Here is a 17,486-nt window from a genome sequence, read left to right as displayed (position 1 = left end):
TCTCATTAGTGTTTCATTAATAAATCCGATGTTTCATCCTTCTTAAAAATCATCTTATCTGAGTAACGCACCGTGATATTATTCACATTAGAAATCGCTTTTTTTAACACAAGAATCACCTCGGTCTTTCGGTTGGTCGTTGAAATGGTATCAATAACCAGACCGTCACTGGTGCTGTTTTCTTCCCGGTTAATCAGCTGATCCATCGTTGTTTCTGAAAAACTGCCGTCTGCATTTTTCACAACACGGTACAGATTCACACGCAGCTTATCGACAATCGCATTCGACACATAAATGCCCGGCTCATTATATTCTTTCTGCATCGTATAATCCGATGCCATAATATTCACCTGATACATCGGGAAAAAAGTATTGCCGTCGCCTTCGGATACAATGTCCTCTGCATCAGCAATGCCATAAATAAAATCTGAATTAATGTAGCCCAGCACCTTGAGCTTTTCACCCGCATCTGCACGAATGGTATAATCCGTGCCATCCTGCATATTGAAAATGCGGATACTGTCCGTATCATATTGCGAATGATTTTCGCTGTATGCAATCATATTTCTGCCTTTAGAAACGGCATACGTTCCCTGTGCCAGCCCTGAAACTTCTGTCATAACTTCACGGCTGATTAAATTAATGGCATACAATGTATCGTCAATTAAAATATAAAACAAGTTGTTGTCATTCACATAAGCAATGCCGCCAATGCGTTCTTCCATACTCTCATAGGAAACATCTACCGGCAGATACAGTTCTTCCTGCACCACATTTTCCCCATAATTATACGAACACAGCGAAATGCCAATTTCCCCTTCGTGCGCACCACGGCTCATGTAGCCGCAGATCAGAAAATAAAGGCTGCCTTCGTCCGATACGCTCATAATGCGGATTTCATGCTGGCTGCCGCGTTCCCGGATATTGTCCGAATCCTCTGCATCAAATGAAAAGACCTTTGTTAATTCTGAATTGTCCGAATCCAGTTCCCAGAGTGTATTCCGGCTGACAAATGCCGTATACTGCCCATTATCACTTGCCTGCGCCATCACATCCGTATCCGGCTGTATACCCAGATTAATTTTAGAGGATGACAGAAAATCATTCTGACCGTCAAAATACTGCCCTGCCTCACGCTCATAATCGAGCAGATACAATTTACTGCCGGACTGGCGTATTTTATAGTAATCTTTTACACGATATGTATCATAGGAATTATTATCATTTTCTGCACCCACCATATAATCTATTGTAATTTCTGCCGTTTCCTGACCAATCTGTGTAATTGAAGGAATTCTGTCACTTTCAATAAACGGTCCTAATTCACCCCAGCCAACCTGGGACTGCTTACTGTGAATATTGACCTTTCCGAAATTGGAATTATCTCCGGAAGATGTCGTTTCCAGATACTGTGTCAGATTTTTCAACTGTGTCTGGTCATACGCATAGCTGTTGAGTTCCAGCACATAATTCAATTTATCCTGCACCTGAAAATCCGTACCGCTGATAATCCGCGTGTAATAATAAATTTCTTCCTGCTTTTTTGTCGATATCGTAACCTCTAACAGATATTCTTTATTGTTATCAATCAGATTCTTAATATTAAGCACAACATCTGCACGGCTTTCGTCCTGCGTATAATCTTCTACTTTTGTATTTTCAATCAGCGATAAATCGCTTAAATCTCTTACCTTGTACGAAACACCCTCTAATTCCTGTCCATACAAATCCACTACAACGGACAATTTCTTATCTGTCGGCAGCGGTGTCAGTGTTTCTCCCATCATTGAAGCATCGACTTTCTGTGTATAACCGTATAACCGGTTATACAACTGGCCTTCTTCGGTCTGCATCATAACGACCGGAAGCGTTGCCTGTGTCATTGTCATTGTCGATATGGCTGACGTCTCATAATTCATGGATATAAATGTAACCACGACAGTTACCATAAATGCGACTGCCAATATAATATATTTATATGTAGCATTTTCCCTGTTGTCCATAACTTAATCCTTTCCATTATCCATCTGCGGCCTATTCGCCCAGCAGTTTATTTAAGGTCAGATTCAAATGGAGTGCTTCCTCCATATTTTTCAATGCTTCTGCTGCATTTTCACTGTCTTTTCCGGTATAAACCGCACGAATCAGCAGATTTTTCGGTGTATGTTCCATATCAATAAATTCCAGTATCTGTGTGTCATACCCTTTTGCTGTCAGAAGATTTGCCCGTACGGCATCCGTCATAATTGCCGCCATGCGTTCTTTTAAGATACCATACTGCAACACCGGCTGTAACAGTTCATTTTCCATCATTCTGTTGGCTTCATGCTGGCAGCACGGTACGGATAAAATGACTTTTGCGCCCCACTGCACGGCTTTAGCCAGCGCATAGTCCGTTGCCGTATCACACGCATGCAGTGTCACCACCATATCAACCGCATCAACATCGGTATAGGATGCAATATCCCCGACAAGAAATGACAGCTTTCCGTAGCCGTATTTGTCCTTTAACTCATTACAGTGTGCAATGACATCTTCCTTTAAATCCAGCCCGATAATACGGATATCATAGCCTTTCAGTTCCTTTAAATAATAGTACATGGCAAAGGTCAGATAGGACTTTCCACAGCCAAAATCAATAATCGTCTGCTCCCGTTCTTTGCTTAACTGCGGCAGAATGTCTTCGACAAATTCCAGAAAGCGGTTAATCTGACGGTATTTATCATACTTCTGCCGTACAATTTTACCCTCTTTGGTCATAACACCCAGATCAATCAGAAATCCAACCGGCGTTCCTTCCGGCAGAATGTAACGCTTGGTACGGTTGTGCGACAAATCCCTCTGCACCCGGACTTCCTTACATTTTTTGTATTTCACGGTCTGGCTGTGCTTCCCGGACAAAATCTGTGCCGTTGCATCGGTCATGGTAAACTGTGCCTGCTTGTAGTCCTCCTGCATCCAGTCTATAATCTTCTTTTTCAATTCGTCTTTTTTATAATTCTTATGAAATACTTTCCTTCCGATAAACTCTGAAACCTGATATTCTATTTTATCTTTCATGGCAACCGGACGTACCTTTATCTTTACCGGAAGTTCTTCGTTTTTCTTTTTTAATCCGCTGATTGTCAGATCAATCAGATTCTTCTGGATGCACTGTTCAAGTAATTCTTCTATCGTCACTGATTTGTTCCTCTTTTACTTTCAAATATTGATGAATAGTTTTATTTTAATCTGTTTACCAAAAAACTACAAGCCTAAATACAGATTTTCATAGTCTGCCGTTTAGTAATCCTGCATATTCATCGGTGTCGCAAGATACACCGTGGTTTCATTTTTTTCTTCGTCATATCCGATGCAGATATTGACATTCACCTTGTCTTTTCCTATCATAATATAATTTTTAATTCCTTTGTTATATGCGTATACAGTATACACATCTTCCATATGACGGCCGACACTTAGCTTTGCATTCATCATATCAAGCATATCCTGTGCAAACTGCTCTTTCTGCGTATCGGTAAGCGCCCCGTGAATCTGTCCCTTTAAATTGACATTGACTTCCGTATCAATCTGCATTTCTTCCATTATCTGACGAATGAGCTTCTCATATGTAAAAGAAGCATCTACCGTATTTTTTAATGTCACACCGATGTAAAGGTACTGCTCGTACTCCACATTTTCCTGATGAATCGTTATAAATCTGCAAAGAACACTGCCGTTTTCACCGTTTTGGGAAAGCTGCATTGTTTCCACATTGTCCCGGCTTGTCTGTTCTATCGTATACCGGTTAATCCCTATTTTTTCTGCCGCCTTTTCCAGGATAATCTCTTTTGCCGTATCCGTAAGCTCCATACTGCCATATTTGCCATATGCAGAAATATCTGCGCACACTTCCTTGTAGGATGCACTGCCAAACGCACTTAAAACATTTTCCTGCACACCCGTCTGCGGCATATTCCAAAATACTCTCGCCGCCGCTATCAGCCACAAAATTCCCGCAATAACAACCGCGGTCTTTTGCAGCAAAAATCCCGCCTTTCTGTGTGTTGTCCTATTTATATTTTCTTGTTTCTTCCTGTTTTGTTTCTGTCCGTTTTTTAAAATCGTATCCTGTATTTTATAACAGATATAATCCCAACAATCCCTGAACATAAATAAACCTCCCAACTTATGGTATTCTTAAGTATCGCCATAAATTGGAAGGTTTATACATTTATTTAGCGTGCTGCACCCAGTCGTGCAAGAGAACGCTTTAACGCTGCTTCCGCACGTACCACATCAATATGCGGATCGTTACTTGAAAGTCTGCGTTCAGCTCTTGTTTTGGCTTCATTGGCACGATTTACATCAATTTCTTCCGGCCACTCTGCAATTTCTGCAAGCACCGTTACCTTATCCTGTAAAATCTCAACAATTCCGCCGTGTACAGCAGCTTTTTTTACATCTCCATCTACATGAATATTCATAACACACGGTACCAGTACTGATGTAAGAGGAATATGTTCTGCATATACACCAATCTCACCTTCCGTTGTGGAAAGCTCTACCATTGTCACATCATCATTGTAGAATACTCTGTCAGGCGTGTTTACCAACAGCCTGAATGTCTTCATATCTGCCATTGATTCCTCCATTCTTACCCGTGTCGTTTAACCTGTTACAGATTATTTACACTTTGCAAGTACGTCATCAATATTACCGCAGTTTAAGAAGTAACTTTCAGGAATGTCATCATACTTACCTTCGATGATTTCCTTAAAGCCCTGAATTGTTTCACTAATCGGCACATATCTTCCTTCCAGACCTGTAAACTGTCCGGCTACGAAGAATGGCTGTGACAGGAATCTCTGTACTTTTCTTGCTCTTGATACGACCAGCTTATCATCCTCTGAAAGTTCGTCCATACCAAGGATTGCGATGATATCCTGCAATTCTTTGTACTTCTGTAAAATTTCCTGAACTGCTCTGGCTACCTTATAATGTTCTTCACCTACAATACGTGGGTCAAGGATTCTGGAAGTAGACTCAAGCGGGTCTACAGCCGGATAAATACCAAGTTCTACGATTGAACGTGAAAGTACGGTTGTCGCATCCAGATGTGCGAAAGTTGTAGCCGGAGCCGGGTCCGTTAAGTCATCGGCAGGTACGTATACGGCCTGTACAGATGTAATAGAACCGCTCTTTGTAGATGTAATACGTTCCTGTAATGCACCCATTTCCGTCTGAAGTGTCGGCTGATAACCAACGGCTGAAGGCATACGTCCTAAAAGCGCTGAAACTTCGGAACCAGCCTGTGTAAAACGGAAAATATTATCAATGAAAAGAAGTACATCCTTACCGCCCTGATCACGGAAATACTCAGCCATTGTAAGACCTGTTAAACCAACTCTCATTCTGGCTCCAGGTGGTTCGTTCATCTGTCCGAACACCATGGTTGTCTTTTCGATAACGCCGGATTCCTTCATTTCATAGTAAAGGTCGTTACCTTCACGGGTACGTTCGCCTACACCAGTGAATACGGAATATCCGCCGTGCTCTGTTGCAATATTACGAATCAGTTCCTGAATTAATACTGTCTTACCTACACCGGCACCACCGAACAGACCGATTTTACCACCCTTCTGGTAAGGGCACAGTAAGTCAACAACCTTGATACCTGTTTCAAGCATTTCTGTTGTTGTAGACTGTTCTGCAAAAGTAGGTGCCTTTCTGTGAATCGGCATGTACTGTTTCACTTCAGGAGCCGGTTTATTATCTATAGGTTCACCCAGAACATTAAACATTCTACCGAGAGTTTCTTCACCAACCGGTACGGAAATAGCAGAACCTGTAGATTCTGCTTCCATACCTCTGACAAGTCCGTCTGTCGGACCCATGGCAATACATCTTACTGTATCATCACCAAGATGCTGCGCAACCTCAACTACGAGCCTGCCGCCATCTTTTGTCTGAATATCAATTGCTGAATTAATCTCTGGCAGTGTGCCTTCCGGAAACTTAATATCCAGTACGGCACCGATAATCTGAGTAATTTTACCAACATTTCTTTCTGCCATTCTTTACCTCCATGCTGCATCATTGATGCGGTTTCACTTTTTATCCCTCTATGGCGTTTGCACCGGAAATAATCTCTGTCAGTTCCTGTGTAATTGAAGCCTGACGTGCTCTGTTAAACTTCAATGACAGGTCTGAAATCATTTCTTCTGCATTACTTGTAGCACTATCCATCGCCTGCATACGGGCACCGTTCTCACTCGCTACGGATTCAACAAGCGCACCATAGATTAAACTGCAGATGTACTTTGGTATAATCATATTTAGTGCCTCATCTTCATCCGGCTCATAGTTCATCAGTGCCGTGCTTTCTGTACCGCCCTCTTTTTGCTGCTCCGGTTCAACCGGAAGCAGCTTAATGAGTTTTGGTTCGTGGACAACGGTGTTCTTAAAGGATGTATAAGAAAGATAGATTTCGCCAATTTCTCCGTTTGTGAAAAGCTCCAGCACTTCATTGCAGATTTCTTTTGCATCGGTGTACATCGGCTCGTTAATCACATCGGAATAATCCGCCTTGATTTCATATCCTTTTCTTTCAAGAACTTCCCTACCCTTTCGTCCGATTGCATAAATATATGCATCTTCCTTCGGGATATCGCTATTTGTAATGAGCTTGGCTATATTGTTGTTATAGCCGCCTGCAAGTCCTCTGTTTGCAGTAATCACAATCACCGCTTTTTTATTGGAATCTCCTGCTTTTAAAAACTTGTGGTTAATATTTCCTGACTTTGCAAGAATATTGCTCACAGTTTCATACATTAAATCGGAGTACGGTTTTGTGCTCTCTGCTTTTCCCTTCGCTTTCTGAAGTTTTACAGTGGAAACGAGCTTCATGGCTTTGGTAATCTGACCGGTACTTTGAATACTGTCTCTACGCCTTTTTATGTCTCTCATTGAGGCCATAATCAATTACCTCCATTCTAAGCTTCGCTATTATTTGAAAGTTTTCTTAAATTCTTCAATCGCACTGATTAAAGCTTTTTCTGTTTCTTCATCAAGCACTTTTGTTGTACGGATTGTTTCCGGAATCTGCGGATACTTTGTATCAATCAGTTCAAACAATCCTTTCTGGAAATCGAGAATTCTGTCTACTGCAACATCAATGACATACTTCTTCGTAACCGCATAAATAATCATGACCTGATATTCAACAGGCATTGGCTGATACTGCGGCTGTTTTAACATTTCCTTAATTCTTTCACCCTGTGCGAGCTTTTCCTTTGTATCTGCATCCAGTTCTGAACCAAACTGAGCAAAAGATGCCAGTTCCCGGTACTGTGCCAGTTCCACACGGATTGGCGCTGCAATCTTTTTAATCGCCTTAATCTGGGCAGCACCACCAACTCGTGATACAGAAAGACCGGCATTGATAGCAGGTCTGAATCCGGCATTAAACATTTCTGTTTCCAGATAGATCTGACCATCTGTGATAGAAATAACGTTTGTCGGAATATATGCAGAAACATCGCCTGCCTGTGTTTCGATAATCGGAAGCGCAGTCAGGGAACCTCCGCCGTACTCATCTGACATTCTTGCAGCTCTCTCTAAGAGTCTTGAATGTAAGTAGAATACATCACCAGGGTAAGCCTCACGTCCTGGTGGTCTTTTAAGGAGTAAGGAAAGTGTACGGTATGCAGCTGCGTGCTTGCTCAAGTCATCATAGACAACAAGTACATCCTGTCCCTGTTCCATCCATTCTTCACCAATCGCACATCCGGCATATGGTGCAATATACTGTAACGGTGCAAGTTCACTGGCAGTAGATGCAACTACTGTTGTATAGCTCATCGCGCCATATTCTTCTAATGTCTTTACAATCGAAGCTACGGTTGAAGCCTTCTGTCCGATTGCAACGTAAATACACTTTACATTCTGACCTTTCTGATTAATGATTGTATCAATCGCAATGGCAGTCTTACCTGTCTGACGGTCACCGATGATTAATTCTCGCTGTCCACGTCCGATTGGTACCATGGCATCAATCGCTTTGATACCTGTCTGTAACGGTGTATCTACGGATTTTCTTGTAATAACACCTGAGGCAACTCGTTCAATCTGACGGAACTTCTCGGTATTAACCGGTCCCTTGCCGTCGATTGGCTGTCCCAGTGCGTTTACGACACGACCTAACATCGCATCGCCAACAGGAACCTCTACAACTCGGCCTGTTGTCTTTACGGTATCTCCTTCGTTGATGTTTCTTGAATCACCAAGTAAAACCGCACCAACGTTATCTTCTTCCAGGTTTAAAACCATGCCGTATACTTCACCCGGGAATTCCAGAAGTTCACCCTGCATCGCCTTTTCAAGGCCATGAATACGGGCGATACCATCTGCTACCTGAATAACCGTACCGACGTCAGATACTTCGAGTTCCGTAGAATATCTTTTGATCTGCTCTTTAATTACCGAGCTGATTTCTTCCGGTCTTAAATTCATGGAGCCAACGCACCCTCTTTCTATTAATGTACAAGTTATGCCAGCTGGATTTTTTTCAAATCCTTTGCAAACTCGTCTAATTTTGTCTTTATACTGCTGTCTACGACCCTGTCACCGATTCGGATTACCATACCGCCGATGAGGGACTCATCTACGATATAATCAATCTCAAAATCCACATACCCTGTCGTTGCAAGCAGTCTGGAAAGCACTTTTTCTTTTTGTGCGGCTGTCAGCGGCTTTGCTGTAGATACTACCGCGCTGCCGATTTTTTTATATTCTTTGATTTTGCCGATAAAATACCGGAGTGTTTCCATAATTTGTTTCTGCCTGTCTTTTGAAACCATCAGCACAAGCAGACCGGTTATATCCTTTGAAACAAACTGTCCAAAAGCATTTTCAATAACCTTTTCTTTTTCACTCTTATCAATCTTAGGGTGATTCAGTAATCTGCCAAGCTCGCTGTTTTCTTCAAAAACCTTCAAACAGTCTGTTGCTTCCGCATACAATGAATCTACTTTGGATTCCTCCACGGCAAGTTCAAATAACGCATCACCATAAGTTGCTGATACTAACTTAGCCATGTATTCTCACCCATTTCATTTAAAGTTTGCTCAATCAGAGCATCATTTTCCTGATCATCCATTGCTTTTGCAACAAACTTTGACGCCATTACAGCAGCAACTGAAATAATCTGTTGTTTTACTTCGTCTGCAACTCTTTGTTTCTCAAGTTCTGCTTCCGCATTTGCGCGCTCAATGATTCGTGCAGCTTCCTGCTTTGCTTCATCAACAATCTTCTGCTCATTGTGCATGGCAACTTTTCTTGCTTCACTCAGGATACTTTCAGCTTCTTTATCAGCTGCTTTTAACTTCTCTTCATATTCTTTCTTTAATGCGAGAGCCTCTGCCTTGTCGGATTCAGCGGTTTCTCTGTCGCTTGTAATCTTATCCTGTCTTTTCTTAAGCATCGTCCGTACCGGATTATACAAAATATAAGAAAGCAGAATAAAAAGAATAAATACGTTCACCGCAGTGATTGCTGCGTCGAGAAGAAGCTGCAAATCAAGTCCAAATAATCGCCCGCCTTCTGCCAAAGCGACAAATGTACCTAAATTATTCAAGTTTTTAGCCTCCTTCCTGCCAGCTTAAATGTTTCTACACTTATCTGTTGGCATTAACCTTTGAATGGCTGTACAAACATTAAGATAATCGCTACGGCGAAACCATAAAGACCTGTTGTTTCGGCAACGGCCTGTCCAAGTAACATTGTTGATGTGATATCAGACTTTGCACCCGGATTTCTACCTACTGCAGCTGCACCGTGACCTGCTGCGATACCCTGACCAACACCAGGACCTACACCGGCGATCATTGCGATACCGGCACCAATTGCTGACATAGCCTGAATAAATTCCTGTCCACTAATATTCATGTTTCATTTCCTCCATTTAAATAGAATAATATTTTGCCCTTAGTCGGCAATCTTGTCGTTGACATAAACCATCGTCAACATACTGAATACGTATGCCTGAATGCAGCCTGAAAACAAATCAAAATAAGCATGCAGCAGGGCCGGATACGCTACCGTATACGGTCCGAGCAGATCATAAATCAAGCCCATTAAGACGGTTCCTGACATAACATTACCAAACAAACGCAGTGAAAGAGACAGCGGTACAGCAAACTCACCAATTAAATTAATTGGGAATAAAAACCATATTGGCTGAAACAATGCTGTAAAGTGCCCAACGTGATTCTTTTTAATACCGTTAAACTGTACCAGTACAAATGTAATCAGACCCAGTGCTAATGTAACACCGTAGTCTGCCGTTGGTGGTCGAAGACCAAAAAGCCCTGAAATGTTTGAAATTATGATAAAGATAAACAGGGTTGTAATGTAATTTACAAATCTGTTGGCATTCCTACCCATAATTCCATCAACCATGCTGCCAAGCATCTCTATAACCAGCTCAATAATATTCTGGAACATTCCCGGCGTATCCGATGCGTTTGCTTTATTAATCTTGACTCTTGCAATAATCGCAACAATCAGGATAAACAAAGACACTAAAAGCATCGCCACATGGGTGGTATTGATACTGAAGTCATAATCAACCCCGGGTATCCGGAATGAACAGAGCGACTTAATCATAAAACTGCTGTCGCATGCCACCAATGATGTCATCATTGTGCTTCCCACTTTCTCACCTTCCTTTTTTTGATAATATTTTATTAGTAAACGGCTGTAAATAAGCCGATACTTTCATAGAAAACATTCCTATCAGCGCACACAATAAATCGCCGATATGAAACAGATATAATACTGTAAACAGTACAAGCATCACTGCAAGACGGATAAAATATCCGATAAGCAGGGTCTTTGATTCATTCGCGTGACCGTAAACAATCTTACGAATCCGAAAACTCATATGAACAGATGAAAATATGGAATAGACTACACCCATAAAAAATCCCACAGCACACATCTGCTTATTGGGTACCAAAAACCAGATAACCAGCTCTCCTGCCAGCAGATAAAGCAAATCTACCAGAAACACTTCCGGAAGCACTTCATTTAACTCTTTAATCCTGTCGATGATTTTTCTCATCCTTCGCCTTTCGCAGAACTTCTTGAATCTGCTCCTCCTGTTCTTTTTTCCGTCTTTTTTCGTCCATCCTGATAGTATCCATCGCAAGTGCATAAGCATTTCTGGCTCCCGCGGCAATCCCCAATATCAGCAATGGAAGCGTAAACCATGTATGAAATCTGTTATCCAACCATACACCGGCCGCTACACATATAAACACAGGAACAAGCATATTAATACCAATCTGCGAAATCAGGACAATATTCCGATACGGTGAACCCTTTCCACTCATATTTTTTCCTTTCGACCTATATGCTTGTTAATATAATAACATTTCTCGACAAAAAAGTCCATTTATTTTTGTGCATTTATTTTAGAAATATTTTCATTTACATTGAATTTTCCTATAAAAATTGCTATAATTTGCCCATAAACTTTGGTTGTGAAACAATTTTACACAAATTACTTTTACAGGAGGATGGTCTATGCCTGAACTTTACCGAAAACGCCTCATTCCTTCAGAATGTATTCACTTAAAAAATGATACGATTGTGTCCATTTCAGACGGACATATCATTACCCGCTGGAAAACACTGCATCCAAAGGAAGAATTTTCCTATGGAATATCCTACTATGTCGTAAAACACGGCTGGAAAATCAGCAAATTTTATAAGGAGAACGGAACGCTCGCTTATATTTACTGTGATATTATTGACACAAGCTATGATAAAAATACCGACACTTATATTTTTACCGATCTGCTTGCCGATGTTATTATTGAAAATGACGGTTTTGTCCGCGTTGTGGATTTAGATGAACTGGCAGATGCCTGCCGCATGTCCATTATCAGCAATGATATGCTGGTAACTTCCCTGCACCGCCTCAATGCACTGCTTTCTATTATTTATAACGGGGATTTTAAAGATTATTTAGATGAACTGGAACGGTATGAAGTATTAAATCCGGCTTTGAATCATTTATCAAAACTGCAATAACACGTAAGTACATCAATTTCCATGAATTTTTTAAGAACTGTAACTGACAGTACGCTCTGAGCATTTTTCTTCGCGCTTTGTCATTTACAGTCCTTTTTATCTACACTTTTCCTTAAACACACTGTACTGTTTTTGTCCATGCTGTCATGCACAAATGGCATATTTCCACGGAACCCTACAGTTCAATCTGCACGGTTCTTCCGGTCGAATCGTATTTATAATACCGTACGCCTGCGGCATTGAGCATTCTTTTCGATGCAATCACCGATGCCGTATCAGAATACTTGTCGCAGTCATAGACCAGTGTCTTAATGCCCGCCTGAATAATCGCTTTCGCACATTCATTGCACGGAAACAGTGTCACATACATTTTTGCATTCTGCAATGTGCCGCCCTGATAATTTAAAATGGCATTCAGCTCGCTGTGTGCCGTATACAGATATTTATTATCCAGCGGATCGCCTTCCCTTGACCACGGAAATTCATCATCGGAGCAGCCCCTTGGCAGTCCGTTATATCCCATGGAGAGGATTTTATTATCTTCGCTGACAATACACGCACCCACCTGTGTATTCGGATCTTTCGAACGCAGGGCGGAAAGCTTTGCAACGCCCATGAAATACTCGTCCCATGAAATGTAATCTTTTCTCTTATCGCTCATTGCATTCCCTGACCTTTCTTCTAATCCGCCATTTAGTCAAACATGCTGATTCTTCTGATATGACGTTCATCGTTTGAAAACGGAGTATCAATAAAAATGTCTGCGATTTTGCAGGCAAGTCCTTCCCCGATTACTCTTGCACCCATACATAATACATTTGCATTGTTGTGCTGTTTTGTGGCTTCCGCGCTGAAACAGTCATGGCACAATGCCGCACGGATGCCATCCTCTTTATTGGCTGCCATGCTCATGCCGATACCGGTACCACAGATTAAAATACCCAGTTCGCATTTTCCGGATGTCACCAGATCTGTTACCTTCTTTGCATATACCGGATAATCACAGGATTCTGTGCTGTAACAGCCTGTATCTTCACACTCAATGCCGCGTGCCTGTAAATGCTTGATTACCTTTTCCTTTAACTCTACTCCGCCGTGATCACTGCCGATTGCTATCATCTTTTTCTTCCTCCATGTTCTTTCTGATTATTTCTGCTGCTTTTTCAATCAATACATACAACTGTTCAAAACATTGGTTATACTCATCAATGCCCCGTCCATATGGATCTGCAATTTCTGTTTCGCCCGCTCCGGCAAACTCCCCGAGCGTATACACATTAATTGCCCGGTCATAGCTTTCATAAATCTTCTGCTTCATTGACTGATTCATCACAAGTACCAGTGTGTTGTTGTCAAAATCCGTATTCTCAAGCTGTGCTGCACTGTTACTCGGCATAATCATGCCGTGTCCCGCACAGACTGCAACCGCCTTGGGATTATAAGGTTCAGGAAACAAGACAACCATTCCTCTTGAATCTGTAAGGATACCCATATCCTGTACAAACTGCTGCATGATTGTCGCCGCCATGGGACCTCTGCATGTATTTCCTGCACAGACAAACAAAATTCTGCTATACGTATTCATAGAAAGTCCTCGCTTCTGTCACTTTCAGACATTTATTATAGTATGTCCGGCGGCTTTAATCAACCGGTTCATGACTGCCTGCCCTACCTGATTTTCAGAAAAGCCCTCTGAATAAATGTATGCCACCTGCTGTTTGTCAAACTCCCGCAGAGCTGCGTACAGGTTGTGAGCGACAGTCGCCTCATCTTTTCTGCTGCCGACTACTTTTATAACACCGCTTTCATAGCGGTCTTTTGTTTCCTGTGTTGCCATAATACCTACACGGTATCCTAAGGCTTCTTTTTCCTTTGTCAGTGCGTTGATTTTATCTACAACTTTATCGATGTCACCCTCTACAATTGCAAGGTCTGCATCGGGCGCATAGTGCTTATATTTCATGCCCGGCGCTTTCGGTACAACGCCCGGCTTTACACTGCCCATAATCGCCGGATCAATACGTACTTCTCCCAGCACTTCCGAAAGCATTTCTTTTGTAATATAACCCGGTCTTAAAATTGTAGGAACATCTTCACTTAAATCTACAATCGTAGATTCTACACCAATATCAACCGTATCGTCTACAATAATCATATCAATTCTGCCCTTCATATCATGAATGACATGTTCTCCTCTTGTAGGACTTGGTTTCCCTGAAATATTGGCACTCGGTGCTGCAATATACACCCCGGAAGTTCTGATTAACTGTGCTGCAACCGGATGGCTCGGCATACGGATGGCTACCGTACCCAGTCCGCCGGTAATGGATTTTGGCACACAGTCACTTTTCTTTAAAATCATGGTCAGCGGTCCCGGCCAGAACTTCTCCGCCAGAAGCTTTGCCTGTGCGGTAACATCACAGGAAAGCTCCTCCAGTGCCTTTGTATCCGCAATATGCACAATCAGCGGATTATCGGACGGTCTTCCCTTTGCCGCATAAATTTTAGCCGATGCCTCCTCATCAAGCGCATCTGCACCCAGTCCATATACGGTTTCTGTAGGGAAAGCCACCAGACCGCCTCTTTTTAAAATGTCTGATGCCTGCTCATATATTTTTTGATTCTGTTCTTCATTTTCTGTGATTTGTGCAATAATCGTTTCCATGTTCCTTCCATTTCTGCTGCCGTATGCAGCGCTTTCTTCATTTTCCTGTAGATGTAAAATATTCCAATATTCCTTTGCAGAGTGCTTCTGCGACCTTCTGCCGGTATTCGGCAGTATTTAACAGAGCCGCTTCCTGTGGATTGGATAAAAAGCCACACTCTGCAATCACAGTCGGCGCACCGGTATGCAGCAGCATATAGTATGTACTATCTTCTTTTTCCTGCCGCTTATTCTCCGTATCCAGATTTTCCTTCAAAGATTTCTGCAAAATCTGTGCCAGTTTTTTACCTTCTGCCGAATGTTTATAATAAAATACCTGCGCACCTTTTACTTCCGGGCTTTGATAACTGTTCTGATGAATACTGACAACAATATCAGCCTTTGCTGCATCAATAATTGCACACCGCTTTTTCATATCTGCAATCTTTTTATTGGAATCACTCTCTGTATACAGGCCATTATCGTCTGTCCGCGTCATCACGACCCGGATTCCTTCTTTCTCCAGCAGTTCCTTTAACCTCTCTGCAATTGCAAGGTTGATGTGTTTTTCTAATATGCCGTCGCTGCTTTCTTTACCCGGATCAAATCCGCCATGCCCGCTGTCCAGTACAACGGTTCTTTTGGTACTGTCTGCCTGTGCCGTCTGATTTTCTTCCTGCCTGCTCTCTGACGTTTCATTTTTCCCTGCTGTCTGTCTTGCCGCGGGCAGTACAATATACATTCCCGTATACACTGCCAGCAGTAAAATCACCGTCATGCCCGTAATCAGTCTTTTTCGATTCAAACTACCCTGCCACATCTTATTTTTACTGTATTGTATGAACCGTACCGTTCTATTATGATGCGTAGTTTAGTCCATTACTAATAATACTCCATACCGACGAGGTTTCAAGTCCCAATTTCCATTCTGCCACACCGCCCAGCTTGTATTTTGAATACAATTTCATCTTTTCACCGATAGAGCGGTCTTCTTCAAACCATATCTGAACCGTTCCTGCGGATGTTTCATAGGTGCAGTAATACTGTCCTGTTGTTTCGTCCCATTCGGCTGTTGCACCATTTTCCTGCATGGCATCCATCGCCGCCTGCATTCCCACTGCACGGCTCTTGGTTTCCCCGGCATTCTCCGTCCAGATGCGCGTGTAAAACGGAACAGCATTAATCACCTGTTCTGACGGTACCATGCTGACAGCTCTTGAAATACCGTCCTCTACAAATGGCAGGGAAGCCACCGATCCCGCATCTGAACCTGCGTAATGCTCATCATACCCCATAATCACAATGTAGTCCACAAAAACCGCCTGTTCTGCCAGTTCATAATGGGCATTGTGGTTTGCCGGTTTGTAATTATCCACGGATAACACCAGCCCGTTATTCTGGCATGCGATAGACAGTTCCCGCAAGAACTGTAAATAATCGTCCGCGAAATCTTTCTTTACATATTCAAAATCAATATTGTAGCCGTCATAACCATACTGACGTGCTTCTTGCATCAGGTTGTTAATCAGCTTCGTTCTTGCCGTTTTACTGGAATAAAACGCTGCATAATCAACATTATTATTAAAATCATTGACAAGCGGCCACACTTTTAAGCCCCTGGCGTGCATATTGCTTACAAACGTATCCGATGCCAGACTGGTCAGCTCTCCGGTGCCGTCTGCAATCGAATACCATGTCGGTGAAATCGTATTAATACCGGAAACATCCTCTAAATACGTATCAATATAAGCATTGGCGGCACGCTGTGTTACCTGAAACCACGTCATATTCACCTTGTAACCGCACAGATTGGACTGGTATTCTTCCGTATATGTATCTTCCGGTACTGCCGTGTATACATCCGAAGCCGCATTCTTTTTCACATAACCCTGATAACCGGACGGCGTAATCACCTCAATCCAGTCATCATCTACCGCACCCACGTACTGGCACACTGTACCTTTTTTCACCTTTTCAAGTACTTTGCTTTTAATACCTGCACGATACCGCACCACAGTGTTTTTGCGGATTGTCACTTCATTTTGTTCTTCATGGGTTGTATGAAGCACCAGACGCTGTGGTTCTTTTGCATATTCATAGGAAATGTTGCTGACTGCTGCCATGTATTCGAAATCGATATAAATCACACCGTCTGCCGTTTTTATCACTTCATACTCCGTATCATACGTATTACCGTTCTGGTCCCGATACCCCTTGACGTCCGGATAATACGTATAGACTGCGCTCCAGTCCGAATACAAAACCGCATTGCTTTCTTTGTCATAATAAAAACGCATATTGACATTATCCTGTACAAATGACTGCTGTAAATACAGCCTTCCGTCTATATAGCGCCCTTTATCGTAAAGTATTTCATTGTCCAATATCACCAGTGTGCTGTCATTTTCTGCTGCCGAATCTGTCTTAAAATAATCATATCCGCTCATTTTCTGACCTGTCGGCATATATTTTCTTATCAGCAGCACCGCTGCAAGAATTACCAGAATCCCTGCTGATACTGCCGTTGTTATCTTCCATAATTTTCTTTTTCTATCCCGTTCCATGATTTTCTCCTTTAACCCTGCCTTACGGCGCTCCTGTTTTCCTGTACACTAAAACTGTACGACAATTATAAACGAGATTTTGGCTTTTCTCAATACCAAATAGGCAGGGAATGTTCTTTCTTTGTCCATTCCCTGCCTTTTTTCTGCACAAAGGGGGATTCATACAGAAACTTTTGTAATTTTGTGATATATATTCATAG

Annotated in this window: 20 protein-coding genes; 1 reads left to right on the top strand and 19 read right to left on the bottom strand. The window is 42.2% G+C overall.

The genetic code is table 11. From position 1 onward, the window contains the following. Positions 1-5: 5 nt before the first annotated feature. The 13 genes from LI288_RS10835 to LI288_RS10775 form a co-directional block, all read right to left on the bottom strand. Entirely contained in the window at positions 6-2,003 is a 1,998-nt protein-coding gene (locus tag LI288_RS10835) for a hypothetical protein (RefSeq protein ID WP_227090405.1), read from the bottom strand. A 31-nt stretch (positions 2,004-2,034) separates the two neighbouring features. Continuing rightward, on the bottom strand, positions 2,035-3,180 hold the full coding sequence (locus tag LI288_RS10830) for a class I SAM-dependent methyltransferase (RefSeq protein WP_227090404.1): 1,146 nt from the start codon (positions 3,178-3,180) through the stop codon (positions 2,035-2,037). Between the two features lie 102 nt (positions 3,181-3,282). After that, complete coding sequence (locus LI288_RS10825) at positions 3,283-4,152, bottom strand: YwmB family TATA-box binding protein (protein ID WP_227090403.1); 870 nt, start codon at positions 4,150-4,152, stop codon at positions 3,283-3,285. 65 nt (positions 4,153-4,217) lie between these two features. Beyond that, positions 4,218-4,622: an ATP synthase F1 subunit epsilon gene (gene atpC, locus LI288_RS10820; RefSeq protein WP_227090402.1), complete on the bottom strand. Its 405-nt coding sequence runs from the start codon at positions 4,620-4,622 to the stop codon at positions 4,218-4,220. Between the two features lie 42 nt (positions 4,623-4,664). Further along, the gene (atpD, locus tag LI288_RS10815; protein ID WP_227090401.1) at positions 4,665-6,056 is read right to left on the bottom strand and encodes a F0F1 ATP synthase subunit beta; all 1,392 of its coding nucleotides are present in this window, start codon (positions 6,054-6,056) and stop codon (positions 4,665-4,667) included. Positions 6,057-6,096: 40 nt separating this feature from the next. Beyond that, complete coding sequence (gene atpG / locus LI288_RS10810; protein ID WP_022431587.1) at positions 6,097-6,957, bottom strand: ATP synthase F1 subunit gamma; 861 nt, start codon at positions 6,955-6,957, stop codon at positions 6,097-6,099. 30 nt (positions 6,958-6,987) lie between these two features. Continuing rightward, on the bottom strand, positions 6,988-8,493 hold the full coding sequence (gene atpA / locus LI288_RS10805; protein ID WP_022431586.1) for a F0F1 ATP synthase subunit alpha: 1,506 nt from the start codon (positions 8,491-8,493) through the stop codon (positions 6,988-6,990). A 35-nt stretch (positions 8,494-8,528) separates the two neighbouring features. Then, a complete protein-coding gene (gene atpH, locus LI288_RS10800; RefSeq protein ID WP_022431585.1) occupies positions 8,529-9,077 on the bottom strand; it encodes an ATP synthase F1 subunit delta in 549 nt (182 codons plus the stop codon). Further along, positions 9,065-9,616 (bottom strand): F0F1 ATP synthase subunit B, encoded by a 552-nt coding sequence (atpF, locus tag LI288_RS10795; RefSeq protein ID WP_022431584.1) that lies wholly within the window; start codon positions 9,614-9,616, stop codon positions 9,065-9,067. Before atpF ends, atpH begins: the two co-directional genes overlap by 13 nt. Positions 9,617-9,669: 53 nt before the next feature. After that, complete coding sequence (atpE, locus tag LI288_RS10790; RefSeq protein WP_022205028.1) at positions 9,670-9,927, bottom strand: ATP synthase F0 subunit C; 258 nt, start codon at positions 9,925-9,927, stop codon at positions 9,670-9,672. A 39-nt stretch (positions 9,928-9,966) separates the two neighbouring features. Continuing rightward, positions 9,967-10,683 carry a F0F1 ATP synthase subunit A gene (gene atpB, locus LI288_RS10785; RefSeq protein WP_022431583.1) on the bottom strand — a complete coding sequence of 239 codons (717 nt, stop codon included), beginning with the start codon at positions 10,681-10,683 and terminating at the stop codon, positions 9,967-9,969. Positions 10,684-10,699: 16 nt separating this feature from the next. Beyond that, on the bottom strand, positions 10,700-11,104 hold the full coding sequence (locus tag LI288_RS10780; RefSeq protein ID WP_022431582.1) for an ATP synthase subunit I: 405 nt from the start codon (positions 11,102-11,104) through the stop codon (positions 10,700-10,702). Then, positions 11,079-11,375, bottom strand: a complete 297-nt coding sequence (locus LI288_RS10775; protein ID WP_022431581.1) for an AtpZ/AtpI family protein — start codon at positions 11,373-11,375, stop codon at positions 11,079-11,081. The genes LI288_RS10780 and LI288_RS10775 overlap by 26 nt, the downstream gene beginning before the upstream one ends. 193 nt (positions 11,376-11,568) lie before the next feature. Between LI288_RS10775 and LI288_RS10770 the strand changes: the two genes are divergently transcribed. Beyond that, positions 11,569-12,078, top strand: coding sequence for a DUF402 domain-containing protein (locus LI288_RS10770; RefSeq protein ID WP_022431580.1), 510 nt, complete (start codon positions 11,569-11,571; stop codon positions 12,076-12,078). Positions 12,079-12,253: 175 nt separating this feature from the next. Here LI288_RS10770 and LI288_RS10765 read toward each other — a convergent pair whose 3' ends face one another. From LI288_RS10765 to LI288_RS10740, 6 genes are all read right to left on the bottom strand, one after another. Then, positions 12,254-12,739 (bottom strand): deoxycytidylate deaminase, encoded by a 486-nt coding sequence (locus tag LI288_RS10765; RefSeq protein WP_022431579.1) that lies wholly within the window; start codon positions 12,737-12,739, stop codon positions 12,254-12,256. 32 nt (positions 12,740-12,771) lie between these two features. Beyond that, entirely contained in the window at positions 12,772-13,197 is a 426-nt protein-coding gene (gene rpiB / locus LI288_RS10760) for a ribose 5-phosphate isomerase B (protein WP_227090400.1), read from the bottom strand. Further along, positions 13,178-13,606, bottom strand: coding sequence for an arsenate reductase/protein-tyrosine-phosphatase family protein (locus LI288_RS10755; RefSeq protein WP_264473969.1), 429 nt, complete (start codon positions 13,604-13,606; stop codon positions 13,178-13,180). The genes rpiB and LI288_RS10755 overlap by 20 nt, the downstream gene beginning before the upstream one ends. Before the next feature lie 81 nt (positions 13,607-13,687). Next, positions 13,688-14,743: an L-threonylcarbamoyladenylate synthase gene (locus tag LI288_RS10750; protein WP_022431576.1), complete on the bottom strand. Its 1,056-nt coding sequence runs from the start codon at positions 14,741-14,743 to the stop codon at positions 13,688-13,690. A 37-nt stretch (positions 14,744-14,780) separates the two neighbouring features. Further along, complete coding sequence (cwlD, locus tag LI288_RS10745; RefSeq protein WP_022431575.1) at positions 14,781-15,527, bottom strand: N-acetylmuramoyl-L-alanine amidase CwlD; 747 nt, start codon at positions 15,525-15,527, stop codon at positions 14,781-14,783. Positions 15,528-15,579: 52 nt separating this feature from the next. Further along, positions 15,580-17,286, bottom strand: a complete 1,707-nt coding sequence (locus LI288_RS10740; RefSeq protein ID WP_227090398.1) for a glycosyl hydrolase family 18 protein — start codon at positions 17,284-17,286, stop codon at positions 15,580-15,582. Between the last annotated feature and the right edge of the window lie 200 nt (positions 17,287-17,486).

Origin of the sequence: Lachnospira pectinoschiza (genome assembly GCF_020564355.1) — a bacterium.
GTDB lineage: Bacteria > Bacillota > Clostridia > Lachnospirales > Lachnospiraceae > Lachnospira > Lachnospira intestinalis.
This window is presented reverse-complemented; position numbering and strand designations above follow the sequence as displayed.

What these genes read in the sequence shown, in the direction of transcription:
- LI288_RS10740 (WP_227090398.1), bottom strand. Translation starts at nt 17,286, where the DNA reads ATGGAACGGGATAGAAAAAGAAAATTATGGAAGATAACAACGGCAGTA.
- atpD (WP_227090401.1), bottom strand. Translation starts at nt 6,056, where the DNA reads ATGGCAGAAAGAAATGTTGGTAAAATTACTCAGATTATCGGTGCCGTA.
- atpA (WP_022431586.1), bottom strand. Translation starts at nt 8,493, where the DNA reads ATGAATTTAAGACCGGAAGAAATCAGCTCGGTAATTAAAGAGCAGATC.
- LI288_RS10750 (WP_022431576.1), bottom strand. Translation starts at nt 14,743, where the DNA reads ATGGAAACGATTATTGCACAAATCACAGAAAATGAAGAACAGAATCAA.
- LI288_RS10775 (WP_022431581.1), bottom strand. Translation starts at nt 11,375, where the DNA reads ATGAGTGGAAAGGGTTCACCGTATCGGAATATTGTCCTGATTTCGCAG.
- rpiB (WP_227090400.1), bottom strand. Translation starts at nt 13,197, where the DNA reads ATGATAGCAATCGGCAGTGATCACGGCGGAGTAGAGTTAAAGGAAAAG.
- atpE (WP_022205028.1), bottom strand. Translation starts at nt 9,927, where the DNA reads ATGAATATTAGTGGACAGGAATTTATTCAGGCTATGTCAGCAATTGGT.
- atpC (WP_227090402.1), bottom strand. Translation starts at nt 4,622, where the DNA reads ATGGCAGATATGAAGACATTCAGGCTGTTGGTAAACACGCCTGACAGA.
- LI288_RS10825 (WP_227090403.1), bottom strand. Translation starts at nt 4,152, where the DNA reads ATGTTCAGGGATTGTTGGGATTATATCTGTTATAAAATACAGGATACG.
- atpB (WP_022431583.1), bottom strand. Translation starts at nt 10,683, where the DNA reads ATGATGACATCATTGGTGGCATGCGACAGCAGTTTTATGATTAAGTCG.
- LI288_RS10765 (WP_022431579.1), bottom strand. Translation starts at nt 12,739, where the DNA reads ATGAGCGATAAGAGAAAAGATTACATTTCATGGGACGAGTATTTCATG.
- atpG (WP_022431587.1), bottom strand. Translation starts at nt 6,957, where the DNA reads ATGGCCTCAATGAGAGACATAAAAAGGCGTAGAGACAGTATTCAAAGT.
- atpH (WP_022431585.1), bottom strand. Translation starts at nt 9,077, where the DNA reads ATGGCTAAGTTAGTATCAGCAACTTATGGTGATGCGTTATTTGAACTT.
- LI288_RS10780 (WP_022431582.1), bottom strand. Translation starts at nt 11,104, where the DNA reads ATGAGAAAAATCATCGACAGGATTAAAGAGTTAAATGAAGTGCTTCCG.
- LI288_RS10755 (WP_264473969.1), bottom strand. Translation starts at nt 13,606, where the DNA reads ATGGCGGCGACAATCATGCAGCAGTTTGTACAGGATATGGGTATCCTT.
- LI288_RS10770 (WP_022431580.1), top strand. Translation starts at nt 11,569, where the DNA reads ATGCCTGAACTTTACCGAAAACGCCTCATTCCTTCAGAATGTATTCAC.
- LI288_RS10835 (WP_227090405.1), bottom strand. Translation starts at nt 2,003, where the DNA reads ATGGACAACAGGGAAAATGCTACATATAAATATATTATATTGGCAGTC.